The organism is Ruegeria sp. CK1, from assembly GCF_056536545.1.
Window position 1 is genome coordinate 92,156 of sequence record NZ_JBQFPX010000002.1, and the last position, 16,480, is coordinate 108,635.

The following is a 16,480-nucleotide window of genomic DNA, read 5'->3' on the forward strand; positions in this document are numbered from 1 at the left end:
ACGCGGTGCTGTTCTTGCTCTTTTTCTTTGTGGCTGACAGTCAATTCTTTGCCTTACCCAGCCGATGAGCAGACCATAGGCCGAATATGACGCGCATGTAAATCACCCTGAAACGATCAGGGCAGCAACACCGGAGTCCGCTCTCCACTGGCGTAACGGCGCAACACTGCGGGGTAGAGTCTGTGCTCCCATTCCAGCACGCGGGCCGCCAGCACCTCTGGTGTGTCACCGGGTTCGATGTTCACTCGTGCTTGCCCAAGGATCGGACCGTCATCCAACGCCGCCGTCACCTCGTGAACCGAACATCCATGTTCCGCATCACCGGCCTCGATGGCCCGGGCATGGGTGTTCAGACCTTTGTACTTCGGCAGCAATGAAGGGTGGATGTTCAGCATCCGTCCCTGAAAGCGCGAAACAAATTCGGCCGTCAGAACCCGCATGAACCCGGCCAAGCAGACGATATCTGGCTGCGCCTGATCTAGCGGTTTCAGCAGCTCGGCCTCAAAGGCAGCGCGATCACCTTTAAAGGGGCGGTGATCTACTGACGCTATCGGGATGCCACGCGCGGTGGCTTTTTTCAGCCCGCCCGCTTCAGCGTCATTCGAGAGCACCAGACAGGGCCGCGCTGGGTGGTCCCCGACCATGCTGTCGACCAGCGACACCATGTTGGACCCACCCCCGGAAATCAGGATGGCGACGCGTTTGTGGCTCACAGCAACTGGCCCGAATAGGCCATGCCAGGAGCGTCGGTTACGGCGCCAAGACGCGAAACAGTCTCGCCCGCCTCAGCCAGCAGCGCGGCCAGCTCGTCGGCGCGGTCTTCGGCGCAAACAACGATCATGCCGATGCCGCAGTTAAAGGTTTTCAGCATCTCGGCTTCGGCAATGCCACCGGTTTCAGCCATCCAGCGGAAGACAGGCAGCAGGTCCCAGGCGTTCAGGTCAATCTCGGCACCCAGCCCTTCGGGCAGTACGCGCGGCAGGTTTTCAGTCAGACCACCACCGGTGATATGGGCCAACGCATGCACCCCCCCGGCCCGGATCGCCTGCAGCGCCGGTTTCACATACAACCGCGTTGGCGTCAGCAACGCCTCACCCAGCGATCCTTTACCAAATGGCGACGCCGCGTCCCAACCAAGGCCAGAAATCTCGACGAGCTTTCGCACAAGCGAATAGCCGTTGGAATGCACCCCGTTCGAGGCCAGACCCAGCAGAACATCACCCTTTTGCACGTCGGCAGGCAAATGCGCCCCCCGTTCCATCGCGCCGACCGAGAAACCGGCCAGATCGAAGTCGCCATCCGGGTACATGCCCGGCATCTCTGCGGTCTCACCACCGATCAATGCACAACCGGACTGAACACAACCCTCGGCAATGCCTTCGATGATCCGCGCCGCTGTGTCGGTGTCCAGCTTACCGGTCGCAAAATAATCTAGGAAAAACAGCGGCTCCGCCCCTTGGCAGATCAGGTCATTCACGCACATCGCAACCAGATCAATACCGACACCATCAACCACACCGGTATCAATGGCGATTCGCAGTTTGGTGCCAACGCCATCGGTCGCGCCTACCAGAATGGGGTCCTGATACCCGGCATCCTTCAGATCGAACAAAGCACCAAATCCGCCCAGCCCACTCATCACGCCCGAGCGGTTTGTCCGCTTGGCCGCGGGCTTGATCCGGTCGACCAAAGCGTTGCCCGCATCAATATCAACGCCTGCATCGGCATATGTGATTCCGTTCTTGCCCGTCGTCATGGCCAGCCCCTTATGAATGGTTCCCGCGCGGGTTAGTCGATTGTGCGACATGTTGCAACGGTCAGGCTTGACGCGGCTGTTCACCGTGATAGTCAAAGCCGCATGGCGGGCCTGTAGCTCAATTGGTTAGAGCAGAGCGCTCATAACGCTTTGGTTGCGGGTTCAAGTCCTGCCGGGCCTACCAAATCCTCGCCTTCTTTCATGAACTAGGTAGTTCGCCGGGCTGCATCCGACCTTGCGCGATGGCCACAAATCGCTTTCTTTTGACTTGAATGGTGGCAAGCGAGGTCATTAGGACATGGATGAAACGATTCAGCCCACGACCGGCCTTTTCATCGTCGTCACACCCAGTTTTAACATGGCAGCCACGATGGATTTCATCGACCCGTTCCGGGCCGCGAATTATCTGGATGGCCGAGCCTACTTCAAATGGCAGATCGTTTCGGAATCCGGTGGGCTTTGCGTGTCTAGCAACGGTGTTGGAGTTGAAACACAGGCGCTGAGTGACCTGGGGCCTCAGCAGCCAGACATTGCCATCGTCTCAACCAGTTGGACCCCTGAAAAGCACATGACCGACCGTCTTGGCAGCGCACTGCGCCAATGGGCGCGATCCGGCGCAACGTTGGGCGCGCTGGACACAGGCGCATTTGTGCTGGCTCAGGCCGGACTATTGAAGGGGCGGCGCGCAACCGTCCACTACGAACATATCGACGCCCTTAAGGAGCTTTATCCAGATATCGAAGTGGTCGAAAACCTTTATGCTCTGGACGGAAACCGGATCACCTGCTGTGGCGGCGCAGCGTCCATTGATTTCGCCCTGCAGATCGTTCAGGGGATTCATGGAAGTGCGCTGGCAAACGCTGCGGCACGGTATATTTTTCACGGTCAGCTAAGAGGACCAGCAGCAATGCAGCAGCCGGAGGGAAGCGAACCTTTTGGCGCTCTGGTTCCGGCAACCCTGAAAACGGCAATCCAGGTAATGGAAGCACACTTGGAAGATCCTCTGCCCATTCCTGACATCTGCAAACTGACGGGAATTTCGCACAGGCAGTTGGACCGGCTCTTTGCGACCTACATCAAGAAGACCCCTGCCCTGTATTACCGTGATATTCGGCTGGACCGAGCGCGCGGGTTAGTGACGCAGACCGAGCTGCCGATTGCACAGGTCGCGATGGCATCGGGCTTTGCCAGTCAGGTTCACTTTAGCAGGTCATACAAAGACCGCTTTGGATTGCCACCAAGCCAGGACCGTATCGAAGGTCGCGTTCCTTTCGAATACCGGGCTTGGCCGATGCACCGAAAACCACGGGCGTAACTTTGCCCAATGGCTTTTTGTGTTAATTTGATGACGTAAAAAGTTAAGCGTCAAATAATTTTTCAGAGGAACATACACGTAGCAAGCCAACCTTCCGGGACAGTCCCGGGCGAGTTACGTGGAGCCTCCTAAAATGACCGCGCTGCCGTCCAAAGAGCAATTCGACCGAATCTCAGATGGGTTCAGCCCTGACCCGCTCAACACGCAATCCCTGAAGGCCGAAGCCTACGTGGATCCTGCGTGGCATCAGATCGACCTAAACGAAATTCTAGCCAAAACGTGGCAATGGGTGTGCCACGTGGAAAAGCTGCGGGCGCCCGGATCATACGTGACTGTTGAGATCGCCAACCGCCCGATTGCTGTGGTGCGTGACCGCGAAGGAACGTTGCGCGCCTTCTACAACGTCTGCAAGCACCGCGCCCACCATCTTTTGTCTGGCGAGGGCGAAACAACGCGCATCATGTGCCCCTACCACGCGTGGGTCTACAAATTGGACGGTCAGCTGGTCCGCGCACCGGAAACCGAAAGCCTGACAGCCTTTAACACTAAAGACATTTGCTTGGATCAGGTGAAGGTCGAGGAGTTCGCAGGCTTCATATATGTCAATCTCGACCCGAACGCGCGACCGTTGCACGAACTGTCTGGCAATTTGGAAACCGAAATTCGCCACTGGGCGCCGGATATCGAAAACCTGACTTTTGGCCACCGCCTGACCTACGACATCAAGTCGAACTGGAAGAACGTCGTCGATAATTTCCTAGAATGTTACCACTGCCCAACCGCGCATAAAGATTTCTGCGATTTGGTCGATATGGACACCTACAAGGTGACCACGTACGGCATCTACTCCAGCCACATGGCCGAGGCGGGCAAAGGTGCGAACACCGCCTATGATGTGTCGAACGCGACTGTACGCACCCATGCGGTTTGGTGGTTGTGGCCTACGACCTGCTTGATGCGTTATCCGGGGCGGTCGTCGATGATCGTTCTCAACATCATTCCTATTGGTCCGGATCGAACGCTGGAGACCTACGACTTCTTCCTCGAAACCCCGGAACCGGACGAGGCGGAACTGGAAGCAATCCGCTATCTCGACGAGGTTCTACAGCGCGAAGACATCGACATCGTTGAAAGTGTTCAGCGGGGCATGAGCACACCGGCCTTCACCCAAGGGCGGATCGTGCATGATCCGAACGGCTCGGGCAAATCGGAGCATGCAGTGCATCACTTCCACGGGCTGGTTCTGGATGCCTACGCGCAGGCCGCGCCGTGAGACGGCCCAATATCGTCGTCGTTATGGCAGACCAACTGGCGCCGCATTTCTGCGGCGCTTATGGTCATCCGACTGTGAAAACACCCCATATCGATGCATTAGCCGCGCGCGGGATGCGGTTCGACGCGGCCTATTGCAACTCACCGCTTTGCGCTCCGTCGCGCTTTGCCTTCATGTCTGGTCAGTTGATCAGCCGGATCGCAACCTATGACAATGCTAGCGAGTTTCGCGCGTCTGTTCCGACCTTCGCGCACTACCTTCAGGCGCTTGGCTATCGCACTTGCCTGTCCGGCAAGATGCATTTTGTCGGCCCCGATCAGAAACACGGATTTCAAGACCGGGTAACGACCGACATCTACCCTTCAGACTTTGCTTGGACCCCTGATTGGGAAGCAGCCGACGAACGCATCGATAAGTGGTACCACAACATGCAGACGGTCAAGGAAAGCGGCGAGGCCATCGCCACCGTCCAAACCGACTATGATGACGAGGTCGAATTCGCCGCCCGCCGCTGGCTGATTGACCGTGGCCGCGACCGAGCAGCCGGGGATGAAACACCGTTCTGTCTGGTCGCCAGCTTCATCCACCCACACGATCCGTATGTAGCCAAACCGGAGTGGTGGAACCTGTACTCAGACGATGACGTCCCCATGCCGGAATTCACCCTGACGCCCGAGGAACAGGATCCGTTCTCACGCCGGGTGATGGACGGGATCGAGGCGAGCTACGTTCCCTTGACCGAAGAGGAAGTCCGCCGCGCACGCCGTGCGTATCTAGCCAATGTCAGCTATTTCGACAGCAAGTTGGGCGCGATGGTGAAGGCGCTAGAAGAGATTGGCGAACTGGACAATACCATCGTTATCGTGACAGCCGATCACGGCGATATGCTGGGCGAGCGTGGGCTGTGGTACAAGATGAACTTCTTCGAACACTCCGCCCGCGTGCCCTTGATCATGGCCGGTCCCGGTGTTGCGCAAGGCACGGCGTCGAACGCCTGTTCGCTGCTGGACCTGCTGCCTACGTTCGTAGACCTCGCCGGGGGTAGCGAAGCGATGTTCGGAGAACCGGTGGACGGTCGCTCCCTCATGCCGCTGGCGCGCGGAGAGCCCGACGCGGTTGACGAGGCTATTGGCGAATACTGCGCCGAAATGACACCCTATCCAGTCTTCATGATCCGCACCGGGCCATTGAAATACATCCACTGCGATCCGGACCCTCCGCAGCTTTATGACCTGGCCATCGACCCGCTGGAAAAGGTGAACCGCGCGCAAGACCCGGATTACGCCGACCAAGCAGCGCAATTCGCGGCTCGCGTTGCTCAACGCTGGGACAGTGAAAAACTGCGTGCGGATGTCATCGCCACACAAAAATCCCGCCGTGCCCTGCATGCGGCGATGGAGGCCAACCCAGTCGAAAGCTGGGACTACAACCCGCCACGCGATGCCTCGCAGGACTATGTGCGCAACCACATGGATTGGACCGTTGCAGCGACACGCTATCGCTATCCGCCTTTGAAGGAGACCAACGAATGATGCTGGAAGGCAAAACCGCCCTTGTAACCGGCGGCCGTGGCGGCATCGGTCGCGCCATTGTCGCCCGGTTCCTACGCGAAGGCGCGCGGGTTTACGCGGCCGATCTGACGCCCGAGGGTTCTTTGACCGCGCATGACGATGACGGCAGCATCTTTGTCAAACTGGACGTCACGCAGGAACCCGACGCCATCGCAGCGATGGAACAAGTGGCGAAGGACGCAGGCCGGTTGAACATACTGGTTAATGCCGCGGGGATCGAAATAGAGAAAACTATCGAAGAAACCTCGCTGGACGAATGGAACCTGTCCTTTGCCGTCAATGTGACGGGTACTTTCCTGACCTCTAAACATGCACTGCCCCTGATGCGGAAAGCAGCCAACAGTGGCACTACCTCGATCATCAATTTCGGCAGCTATGACGGGTTTATCGCCGACCCCGGCCTCGCCGCATATTGCGCGACCAAAGGCGCGGTGCATGCCCTGACAAAGGCGATGGCTTGCGATCACGGCCCCGAGGGTATCCGCGTTAACGCCATATGCCCCGGTTATGTCGACACACCGATGCTACAGAGTTTTTTCACCGGCGACGGTTCGGGTGGTGGTGGCAAGACCATCGATCAACTGCAACAAGCCGTTCGAGACGTGCACCCTATGCGTACCTACGGCACACCTGAAGATATCGCCAACTTGGTCAACTGGCTGGCTTCGGACGAGGCGCGCTATGCTAGTGGGCAACTTTGGGTTCTGGATGGAGGGCTGAGCGCACAGGTTCAGCAGATGAAGCTATGAAAGTGATTAAATCGAGCCAAACCGATACGAAACCTGCGACCGGAGATTTATTTCTGGGCGACACTATCACCTTCGCTCCTTTAGTGGGGCTGCCTGAGACCGAGGACGTTGAACTTTACATTGTCAATTTTGGTCCCGGCGAGCGCAACAGGGTGCATGTCCACAAAGTGGATCAGATCCTTATTGCGACTGTGGGACGTGGCATCATCGCAGACGAAAACGGTGAACAGATCATGGAGCCCGGCGACGTGGTGACCATCCCTGCTGGCTACCCGCATTGGCACGGGGCAACGGCAGACAACAGTTTTTCTCATATCACCGTAGCGCGGCCCGGCGATGTCATCACCATCGTCGATCAAGAGCCGCGCGGCGCATGGGGGGCTATCGGGTGAGCAAATCGGTCATCATAACCTGTGCCCCCACTGGTGGCATTCATACACCGACCATGTCGGAATACCTGCCGATCACCCCGAACGAGATCACGGACGCGAGTATCGGAGCGGTCGAAGCTGGGGCCTCGATTATCCACCTGCACGCCCGCGATCCCGAAACCGGGAAACCTCATGCGGACCCCGAACTGTTCATGCAATTCCTGCCGCGTATCAAACAGGCAACCGGCGCGGTGATGAATGTCTCAACCGGTGGTGGGCTGGGCATGACTCGTGAAGAGCGCCTTCGTGCCGCCCTGCGAGCCAGCCCCGAAATGGCCAGCATGAATATGGGATCGATGAATTTTGGCATCTTTCCGATGATGCAGAAGTATTCAGACTGGAAACATGACTGGGAGCCCGAGTTTCTGGGCATGACGCGCGATTTCATTTTCCGAAACACATTCGCTGATATCGAATACGCGATGAAGGAACTTGGTGGCGGTCACGGCACCAAATTCGAATTCGAATGTTACGACCTTGGACATCTCTACAACCTCGCTTGGGTGGTAGATCAGGGTTGGGTCAAACCCCCGTTCTTTATCCAGATGGTGTTCGGAATTTTGGGCGGTGTCGGTGCCGATCCCGACAACCTGATGCACATGCACACAATCGCCGAAAAGCTGTTCGGCGGCAGCTATGAATGGTCGGTTCTGGCTGCGGGTCGTCATCAGATGGCATTCACCACTCAAGCCGCAATACTGGGCGGAAATGTTCGGGTTGGGCTGGAAGACAGCCTCTATATCGGCCCTGGCGAAAAAGCAAAATCCAACGCCGACCAAGTTCGCAAAATCCGTTCAATCATCGAAAACCTCGGCCTCACGGTCGCGACGCCGGATGAGGCCCGCCAGCGGCTTGGCCTCAAGGGCAGCGACCAGACAGCTTTCTGACGGGAAACAACATGCAAACGAAAATGCTGATCAACGGAAAGATGGTCGAAGGCGGCGGCGACGCCCTGCCCGTCCTGAACCCCGCGACCGGGGAAACTGTCGCACATGTACCCGAGGCAACGCCGGAGCAGATTGAGGCTGCGACCCGCGCCGCGCATGAGGCATTTGAAACCTATCGTTTGGTGACACCTTCCGAACGTGCCGGTTGCCTGCTCGCAATTGCCGATGTGATTGAAGCCAACATCGAAGAACTGGCCGAGCTGGAAACGCTCGACGTCGGTAAACCCTGGCCCATGGCCCGTGACGAAGAGATGCCTCTGACCATCGACACGTTCCGTTTCATGGCCGGAGCATCCCGCACCATGAGCGGCTCGGTGACAGGTGAATATGCGGCGGGCCACACTTCGATGATTAGGAAAGATCCGCTTGGTCCGGTAGCCTCGATTGCGCCCTGGAATTATCCGCTGATGATGGCTGCGTGGAAGATCGCGGCGCCGCTGGCTGCAGGTTGCACCATCGTAATGAAACCATCCGAGATCACACCACTAGCCACGCTGCGGCTAGCTGAACTGCTGGCCGATGTCTTGCCCAAAGGCGTATTGAATGTGGTGCATGGCCGTGGGGCATCGGTTGGAGACACATTGATCAACGACCCACGGATCGAGGGGATTTCAATAACAGGATCTCCTGCGACAGGGATGGCGGCAATGCGCGCAGCATCTCAGCAAATTCGCCACGTGCATTTGGAGTTGGGCGGAAAGGCTCCGGTTATTGTTTTTGACGACGCGGATATCGACGCATTGGCCGAGACGATCCGCTATGGTTCGTTCTTCAACGCGGGGCAAGACTGCGCCCAACCTTGCCGAGTGATGATTCAAGACTCGGTCTATGACAAGGTGGTTGCAGCTGTCACTGATCAGGTTGGCCAAATCAAAATTGGCGCACCCAGAGCCGACGGGGTTGAGATGGGCCCTATCGTTTCCGCTGCCCAACGCGACCAAGTTGCTGGCTTCGTCGATCGCGCCCGCGCCAGTGCTGAGATCGTGGTGGGAGGTGAGGTCGGCGAAGGCGCTGGGTTCTTTTACAAACCGACCGTCGTGGCCAATGTCGACAACGATGCCGAAATCGCATGCCGCGAAGTGTTTGGACCCGTTGTAACCATTTCGCGCTTTTCCGAGGCTGAGGACGCGCTGCGAATAGCCAATGCCGGTCGGTACGGATTGGCCTCTTCGGTTTGGACCAAAGACGTTTCGACCGCGATGAAGATGACCGCGCAACTGAGATACGGCATGACTTGGGTCAACACGCATGGGATGCCCGCAGCCGAGATGCCTTGGGCAGCAATGAAGGGCTCAGGAACTGGCTGTGACATGTCGGTCTACGCTCTTGATGCCTATACGTCCGTGCGCCATGTGATGGTGGCACACTGATGCGGTTGGCAGGGAAACAGGCGTTGGTCACAGGCGGACGGCAGGGCATCGGACGCGCGATAGTTGAGGCGTTTGCCCGTGAAGGCGCAAAGGTCACGACATGCGGACGCGGGGCCAGACCCGAAGGGCTTGATCAGAACATCATATGGTATCCGCTGGACGTTACCGATGTTGCTGCGGTTAAAGAACTGGCGACGGCAACAAACGGCACCGACATCCTTGTCAACAATGCAGGCGTACAAGTTGAAAAGTCGGTCACCGACAGCACCGATGCAGATTGGGACCTGGTGATCGGCACCAATTGCAAAGGCGTATTCAATCTGTGCCGCGCCTTTATTCCGAAAATGTCTGAAGGAGGAGCGATCATCAATATCGGATCTATTTCGGGCTCTGTCGCTGATCCGTCTATGGCGCTCTACAATGCTTCGAAGTCCTTTGTTCATGGGTTGACCCGGTCTATCGCCGTGGATCACGGCCCCAAGATCCGTTGCAACGCTATCTGTCCCGGCTGGATTGAAACCGGTATGATGGATGCGGGTTTTGACCTTGCCACTGACCCCAAAACGGCGCGACAGGACGCGTTGGCGCGCCACCCAGCACGTCGGTTTGGAAGGCCAGAAGACATCGCCAGCATGGCGGTCTGGCTCGCCTCAGACGAAGCTGGATTTGCCACAGGACAGCTGTTCACCTTGGATGGCGGTATGACGGCTGCCTCTCCTCTTAATCCGGGATTATTCTGATGGATTTTCAACACACTGCCTGCCTTGGAGGCGGCGTAATCGGTGCCAGTTGGGCCGCGTTGTTTCTAGCCTCTGGGCGTTCAGTCGCCATGTTCGATCCGGACCCTAAAGTGGAACAAAGGGTACGCAGCTACATTGAAGCGGCGTGGCCTGCGATGACCGATCTTGGGCTAACGCAAAACGGCGACCCAGAGGTCATAACCTTCCACTCCAGCGCAGCGCGTGCTGTCAAGGGGGCCGCGTTTGTTCAGGAAAACGTACCGGAGCGTTTACCACTCAAGCATGCAACCTTTGCTGAGATCGAACCTGCTTTGGCTCCTCAAGCGATCGTTGCAAGTTCTGCCTCGGGTTTAACACTTAGCCAAATGCAGCCCGGTTGGAAGGACCCATCACGCTTTGTTCTGGGCCACCCATTTAACCCACCACATCTGATCCCCTTGGTCGAAGTTTTGGGGAACGAGAATACCGCACGCGGCGTGGTTGAAGACACGCAGCGCTTTTACGAGTCTGTTGGAAAGACAACGATCCGCCTCCGGAAAGAAGTGCCTGGACACGTAGCTAACCGACTGCAAGCAGCGATTTGGCGCGAAGCGATCAGCCTTGTCATGTCTGGCGTTGCTTCGGTCGAGGACGTGGACAAGGCCGTATGGGCTGGCCCCGGTTTGCGTTGGGCGGCGATGGGACCGACCATGTTGTTCAACCTTGGGGCGGGCGAAGGAGGTCTTCAAGCCTTCTGCGACCATTTCACGGATACGTTCAACGGCTGGTGGGATGATCTTGGACAGGTTCACTTGACCAAAGACGTGACCCAAACATTGACGCAGGGCGTAAAGGCCGAAGCCGCAGGAAAGTCTCCGGCGGAGCTGTCTCAAATGCGAGATGCGCTGATCGTCGCTATGCAGAAATCAGTTGTTGGAATGCGTTAGTCACTCGGCAAATAGGCCGTTGAGTTTTTCCATTAAACCCGCGGCGCAGTGAGGTAATGCAACGAAAAGAAATATCCTCGAGATCTGCGACAGGCTGTATTGACCTACTGTGTCAGGTGTTTTTCAGCGCCCGATGATGATGTCAGCACATAGGCCACCCAGTCGATCGCTCTTGCCGAGGCGCAAAACTCCTCCATGGGCGCGTGCAATGTCAGAAACAATGGCAAGACCCAACCCGACCCCACTACCCTGATTTTGATTGCGGGCCGGATCAAGGCGCGAGAAAGGTTTGACTGCTTCAGACCGCTGCTCGGGTGGAATACCCGGCCCGTCATCTTCGACCCGAATACGCAAGGATTTTGGCGTGACAAACAGGCTAACATCGGCGCGTTTTCCATAGCGAACTGCGTTTCCGATCAGGTTCTCAACCGCGCGCCTTATTGCAGTTGGCCTGAGTGTCACTGTCCCCTCACCTTCGACGGAAACAAGCTCAGCCTGATGTCCGGCGCGACGAGCGTCTTTTACAATTTGCTCTAACAAAACTTTAGGGTCGACTGTTTCGGGCGTTCCTTCTGATGCCCCACGCGAAAACTCCAGGAAAGCGTCCAGCAACAACTGCATCTCATCTACATCCTGCTGCAGCGGGGCAGCATCATCCTCGGGCAACATCGACAAGCCAAGTTTTAAACGAGTTAGTGGGGTGCGAAGGTCATGACTGACGCCAGACAACATCATGGTGCGTTGCTCCATCTGGCGTTCGATACGCGCTCGCATTTCCAAAAAGGCACTGCCCGCGGCACGCACTTCAATCGCGCCGCCGGGCGTATACGAAACCACTCTACCGCGACCGAAAGCCTGCGCTGCCTCAGCCAATCGGGAAATAGGGCGTAACTGGTTGCGCATATAAAGAAAGGAGATCGAAGTCATGACGATAGCAAAGAACACCATCGTCACGATCAATTGGTGCGGAGCCGTGGGAGACAAGCGACGGCGATCAAATGTCAGCTGCAACACCCCAAGATTTGTCTGAAGGTAAACCCGTGCCTCATCTCCGCTTGGTAGTGCGACGGCGACAAGATCGGGTAGTAAAAATTCCAAGTCCGCTTCTACCCTTGGCGCTATAAAATCATACCACCGGCCTCGGCCCAATTCTGGTTCTTCATTTAGACCTAAAAACCGCGCTTGCATTTCAAGCGCCAGCAAATCCGGTCGGACGACCGCAAGCGCCTGTTGTTGGGTTTCCGTATTCTCCATGGCATCGACAACCAGCAATATCTCACGCGAGGCCGCACGCGTCATTTGCGCCGTGACGTCTTCAAGGTGCTTTTGAAGAAAAGCAATACCAACGACCAAAAGTAGAACAACCACTGGAAGAACCAGTATCAGCGCAGCTCGGGTATAGAGGCTGCGCGGCATATAGGGTTTGAGCCATTGCGCGGACATGCGCTAAACCTAACGGGCTGAACCGACAAGAGAAAGAGCGCAGAATGCAGGCTGCTGACCAATTCGACCCAACGCCAGGCACTGCCATAGAGCTACAGCCGGGATTGCGACGTATTCTGGCACCGAATCCCTCACCCATGACTTATAGGGGCACTAACACGTACCTGTTGGGCACAAGTGAGCTTGCGGTGATCGACCCTGGCCCTCTCAATCAGACGCATCTGGATGCGATTCTGGATGCGGTGCAGCCCGGTCAGCGGATTAACCATATCGTCGTTACGCACAGTCATTTGGATCACTCTCCACTGGCTCGTCCACTTGCAGAACGCACGCAGGCACCGGTTTTGGCGTTTGGTGGCCCAGAGGCCGGGCGCAGTGCAATCATGACCCAGCTAGCGCGGGATGGGCTTGTAGGAGGTGGTGAAGGAATCGACACCTCCTTTCGCCCCGATGTCGAACTTTCCGATGGTGAGCAAATTGTCGGCGAAGGTTGGCAGCTAGAGGTGATTCACACACCGGGACATCTTGGAAACCATATCGCTTTGGCGTGGGGAGAGGTCTGCTTCACCGGTGATCACGTTATGGGCTGGGCAAGCTCATTGGTTTCACCTCCAGATGGGGATCTGACTGACTTTATGGCGGCTTGCCACCGTTTGCGAAGCCGCGACTGGTCAGTTTTTCACGCCGGACACGGAGCTCCAATCACCGACCCTCCTGCACGGCTGGATTGGCTGATTAATCACCGTCTGACACGTGAAGCACAGATTCTGTCCGCGCTAGAGGAAAAACCAGGTACAGCACGTGAATTGGCCGAACATATCTACGTAGACACCCCCGCTGCACTTTTACCTGCAGCCGAAAGAAATGTTTTCGCCCACCTTATTGATTTGAATAGTAAATCTCAGGTCTCAGTGGTAGGAAAACTGTCAAAAGATGCTCGTTTCAAACGGTAACTATACACACGGAAAACTTTTTTGCGAAAACGTCACATTCCCCTCTGGACGGCGAAAATTCGGGTTGTTATACGCCCCTCAGTTCCGGCGTAGCTCAGCGGTAGAGCAGTTGACTGTTAATCAATTGGTCGTAGGTTCGATCCCTACCGCCGGAGCCAAAATCCTCGAAAAACTACCTGCATTGCTCCCATACCTGAGTGAGAACTCAAACTTAAAAAAACAGAATACTCTCAAATTTCATACAAGCAAGTTCTTTTGGAAAAGCTTTTTGGGTTCGATTGAGCAAGTAAGGCATTCATTTTAAGGCATTGACAGCAAACGAATAACGCGGATCAGCTTATCTGCTGGAATCTGAAGAGGCTCCACTTTGAATACCGCCATACGTCCAACTAATTCCGGCTTATTCAAAAACTCCTCAGCAACTTGCATTCGCGGTCGGTCTCCGTAGTCGTCAAACAAAAGCGTTACGGGGCGTTTGATGTTGAATGCAGTAGCCAAGGCACAGCCTACGCGGAAACGCCCATCGACTAGAACTACGTCGGGATGTTTGAACCCATCGCTTTGCCAAATCGACAATGGGTATTTTGGATATTGATTCGCCCTATCGTTGTTTGCAGGGAACCCCCATTTTTTGGTCTGGCCAATATTAACCCAAGAAATATTGACCTCTGTTCCTGCATTAGGTGGATTTTCTCGGAACCAACGCACCATTTTCCGGGCCCATCTGCGGTCGCTTTCGACACTGAAAACAGTTTTAGCCGCCATCTCTCCCGCCACCACGGTCGAGCCGCCCGACCCGTATTCCAGGATGACCGAAGCACCTTCATAATGTTCGCGAAGAACTTGCTGAGCATCTTCAGGCATCGTCAAAATAGGTTTTTCAAGTTCGGCGGTTTTCAACTCTCTCTCCTGAAATTCTTAGCAATTCACACCTGACCTCTGATTTTCGTCTAGATCGCAGACATCCGGTCTCTTTACTTACTGCATTTCAACCCGCCACGTTGAAAGCAATAACAGTGATTTTGAGCCCCTTCTGAGAACCTTCTTGCCAAGGCGGTTGATGAATTGGCAAAAAGCAACTCAGCATACTGCTGAGTTTACGGTCGCCCCTACATTATGCTCAACACTCTCTTGGTGCGTGATCGTGAAAGTGGCCTCAAGGACGCAAATTTTTGGTTAAGTAACTTTTCCAAAGAATCTTAAGACCTGCTCTGGACGCCGCAGAAACAGGTTGTTATACGGCGCGAACCGTTCCGGCGTAGCTCAGCGGTAGAGCAGTTGACTGTTAATCAATTGGTCGTAGGTTCGATCCCTACCGCCGGAGCCATATCCCCTTCTTTACGACGATTAACCACTTAAAGCGTGTTCAAAATCTGCCCTTAATTTGCGCTTCAGAATTTTACCTGTTGCGTTCAGCGGCAAGGCATCAACGAACACCACCTTGTCCGGCACCTGCCACTTGGCGATTTTTCCGTCGAAGAAATCCAGCAACTCTTTTTCAGTTGGCTCTTCTCCCTCAGCTTTGACGGCTACCAGCAAGGGCCGCTCATCCCATTTTGGATGTGGCACACCCACCACAGCCGCAGTTGCGAGCTTGGGATGCGCGACGGCAATGTTTTCCAGTTCGACTGAGCTGATCCACTCACCTCCGGATTTAATAATGTCCTTGGACCGATCCCGGATGGTCATGTAGCCTTCGGGGTCCAAAGTTGCGACATCACCCGTCGCGAACCATCCATCCTGCAACAAATCTTCGTCCTGCATCTGGTAATAGCTATCCAGAACCCAATACCCGCGAACCATCAAATCGCCCTGGGTTTCACCGTCATGCGGCAGGTCATTGCCGTTATCGTCTACAATTTTCAACTCAACCCCGTAACAAGGCCGACCTTGGCACTCTCGCATCTTGTGCTGATCTTCAATCGGAAGGTCACGATGTTTGGCCAAAGGATGATTTGCTGTACCAAGAGGGCTCATTTCACTCATCCCCCAAGCGTGGATAGTGTCGACGCCATAGGTTTCGCGGAAGGTTTCGATCATCGATGGTGGGCACGCAGCGCCGCCAATCACAGTTCGCTGCAAACTGGAAAGTGTGCTGCCTGACTGTTCAGCATGGGTTAGCAGACCTTGCCAAATCGTCGGCACACCCATGGCCAGGGTCACACCATAGGTATCGATCAGGTTAACAAGCGCCTCTCCATGCAAACCCGGTCCTGGCAGGACCATGCGCGAGCCAGACATGGCACAGGCATACGGTGAACCCCAAGCGTTAACATGAAACATCGGCACCACCGGCATCACCACGTCCATGGCGGAATATCCAATCACGTCGCGGGTGTTCGAGCCGAAACTATGCAACACGGTCGAGCGGTGTGAATACAACACTCCTTTTGGATGCCCTGTTGTGCCCGAGGTGTAACAAAGGCTAGAGGCGGTGTTTTCGTCAAAACTGGGCCACTGAAATCCCGCATCCCCATTCTCGATAAATTCGTCATAGAATTGCACGCTTGGGACTTGGGAAATGACCTCCTCAGCCCTTGGGCCCATCAATACAAAATGCTGCACGTCTGGCAGATGTTCTTGAAGGGCCGCGACCAGAGGAATAAAGGTCGCATCAAAAAACAGGACGCGGTCCTGCGCATGGTTTATGATGTATGTCAGCTGTTCGGGGAACAGACGCGGGTTGATAGTGTGACACACAAACCCAGCACCCGAAGTACCATAGTAAATCTCAAGATGGCGGCGATTGTTCCAGGCCAACGTGCCAATCCGGGCTTGCGGCTCCAATCCCAGCTTGTTCAGCGCCGACGCCAGCTTGCGCGCATTCTTCGCCACCTGGCTCCAACTGGTCTCAGTCACTGTGCCGTCGGTTTCGACCGAGAATATCTCGGTCTGACCATGGTACTGATCGGCGTGATCTATCAGCGACGAAATCAGCAACGGCTGCGTCATCATCTGTCCCAGCATGGACGTCCTCCCTATGGTGGCACCACTTATAGCCCCGGA

General features: G+C 55.8%; 15 protein-coding genes and 3 tRNA genes. 13 read left to right on the plus strand and 5 right to left on the minus strand.

Features of this window, described 5'->3' with window-relative positions; all coding sequences use genetic code 11:
- Positions 1-116 precede the first annotated feature (116 nt).
- Together purN and purM are read right to left on the minus strand one after the other, a co-directional pair.
- On the minus strand, positions 117-713 hold the full coding sequence (gene purN / locus ACR0L3_RS07010; protein WP_480744816.1) for a phosphoribosylglycinamide formyltransferase: 597 nt from the start codon (positions 711-713) through the stop codon (positions 117-119).
- The gene (gene purM / locus ACR0L3_RS07015; RefSeq protein ID WP_480744818.1) at positions 710-1,756 is read right to left on the minus strand and encodes a phosphoribosylformylglycinamidine cyclo-ligase; all 1,047 of its coding nucleotides are present in this window, start codon (positions 1,754-1,756) and stop codon (positions 710-712) included. Before purM ends, purN begins: the two co-directional genes overlap by 4 nt.
- Before the next feature lie 107 nt (positions 1,757-1,863).
- Between purM and ACR0L3_RS07020 the strand changes: the two genes are divergently transcribed.
- The 10 genes from ACR0L3_RS07020 to ACR0L3_RS07065 all read left to right on the plus strand — a co-directional run bounded on the left by ACR0L3_RS07020 (position 1,864) and on the right by ACR0L3_RS07065 (position 11,078).
- Positions 1,864-1,940, plus strand: a tRNA-Ile gene (locus ACR0L3_RS07020).
- Positions 1,941-2,054: 114 nt separating this feature from the next.
- Entirely contained in the window at positions 2,055-3,071 is a 1,017-nt protein-coding gene (locus ACR0L3_RS07025; protein WP_480744819.1) for a GlxA family transcriptional regulator, read from the plus strand.
- Positions 3,072-3,204: 133 nt separating this feature from the next.
- Positions 3,205-4,344: an aromatic ring-hydroxylating oxygenase subunit alpha gene (locus ACR0L3_RS07030; RefSeq protein ID WP_480744820.1), complete on the plus strand. Its 1,140-nt coding sequence runs from the start codon at positions 3,205-3,207 to the stop codon at positions 4,342-4,344.
- Entirely contained in the window at positions 4,341-5,876 is a 1,536-nt protein-coding gene (gene betC / locus ACR0L3_RS07035) for a choline-sulfatase (RefSeq protein WP_480744822.1), read from the plus strand. The genes ACR0L3_RS07030 and betC overlap by 4 nt, the downstream gene beginning before the upstream one ends.
- Complete coding sequence (locus ACR0L3_RS07040; RefSeq protein WP_480744823.1) at positions 5,873-6,664, plus strand: SDR family NAD(P)-dependent oxidoreductase; 792 nt, start codon at positions 5,873-5,875, stop codon at positions 6,662-6,664. The genes betC and ACR0L3_RS07040 overlap by 4 nt, the downstream gene beginning before the upstream one ends.
- Positions 6,661-7,056, plus strand: a complete 396-nt coding sequence (locus ACR0L3_RS07045) for a cupin domain-containing protein (RefSeq protein ID WP_480744825.1) — start codon at positions 6,661-6,663, stop codon at positions 7,054-7,056. Before ACR0L3_RS07040 ends, ACR0L3_RS07045 begins: the two co-directional genes overlap by 4 nt.
- On the plus strand, positions 7,038-7,982 hold the full coding sequence (gene kce / locus ACR0L3_RS07050) for a 3,5-dioxohexanoate:acetyl-CoA acetone transferase (RefSeq protein WP_480744826.1): 945 nt from the start codon (positions 7,038-7,040) through the stop codon (positions 7,980-7,982). Before ACR0L3_RS07045 ends, kce begins: the two co-directional genes overlap by 19 nt.
- 11 nt (positions 7,983-7,993) lie before the next feature.
- Positions 7,994-9,412, plus strand: a complete 1,419-nt coding sequence (locus ACR0L3_RS07055) for a gamma-aminobutyraldehyde dehydrogenase (protein ID WP_480744828.1) — start codon at positions 7,994-7,996, stop codon at positions 9,410-9,412.
- A complete protein-coding gene (locus ACR0L3_RS07060) occupies positions 9,412-10,152 on the plus strand; it encodes an SDR family NAD(P)-dependent oxidoreductase (RefSeq protein ID WP_480744830.1) in 741 nt (246 codons plus the stop codon). The genes ACR0L3_RS07055 and ACR0L3_RS07060 overlap by 1 nt, the downstream gene beginning before the upstream one ends.
- On the plus strand, positions 10,152-11,078 hold the full coding sequence (locus ACR0L3_RS07065) for a 3-hydroxyacyl-CoA dehydrogenase NAD-binding domain-containing protein (RefSeq protein ID WP_480744832.1): 927 nt from the start codon (positions 10,152-10,154) through the stop codon (positions 11,076-11,078). The genes ACR0L3_RS07060 and ACR0L3_RS07065 overlap by 1 nt, the downstream gene beginning before the upstream one ends.
- A gap of 123 nt (positions 11,079-11,201) precedes the next feature.
- Here the strand turns inward: ACR0L3_RS07065 and ACR0L3_RS07070 are convergent, their stop codons facing one another.
- Positions 11,202-12,521, minus strand: a complete 1,320-nt coding sequence (locus ACR0L3_RS07070; RefSeq protein WP_480744833.1) for an ATP-binding protein — start codon at positions 12,519-12,521, stop codon at positions 11,202-11,204.
- A gap of 44 nt (positions 12,522-12,565) precedes the next feature.
- Here ACR0L3_RS07070 and ACR0L3_RS07075 point away from each other — a divergent pair, with 44 nt between their 5' ends.
- Both ACR0L3_RS07075 and ACR0L3_RS07080 read left to right on the plus strand, forming a co-directional pair.
- Positions 12,566-13,474, plus strand: a complete 909-nt coding sequence (locus tag ACR0L3_RS07075; protein WP_480744835.1) for an MBL fold metallo-hydrolase — start codon at positions 12,566-12,568, stop codon at positions 13,472-13,474.
- Between the two features lie 83 nt (positions 13,475-13,557).
- Positions 13,558-13,632 (plus strand) — tRNA-Asn (locus tag ACR0L3_RS07080).
- Positions 13,633-13,774: 142 nt separating this feature from the next.
- Here ACR0L3_RS07080 and ACR0L3_RS07085 read toward each other — a convergent pair.
- Positions 13,775-14,374, minus strand: coding sequence for a hypothetical protein (locus ACR0L3_RS07085; RefSeq protein ID WP_480744836.1), 600 nt, complete (start codon positions 14,372-14,374; stop codon positions 13,775-13,777).
- Positions 14,375-14,726: 352 nt separating this feature from the next.
- Here ACR0L3_RS07085 and ACR0L3_RS07090 point away from each other — a divergent pair.
- A tRNA-Asn gene (locus tag ACR0L3_RS07090) sits at positions 14,727-14,801 on the plus strand.
- A gap of 20 nt (positions 14,802-14,821) precedes the next feature.
- Here ACR0L3_RS07090 and ACR0L3_RS07095 read toward each other — a convergent pair.
- Complete coding sequence (locus ACR0L3_RS07095) at positions 14,822-16,441, minus strand: long-chain-fatty-acid--CoA ligase (protein ID WP_480744838.1); 1,620 nt, start codon at positions 16,439-16,441, stop codon at positions 14,822-14,824.
- Between the last annotated feature and the right edge of the window lie 39 nt (positions 16,442-16,480).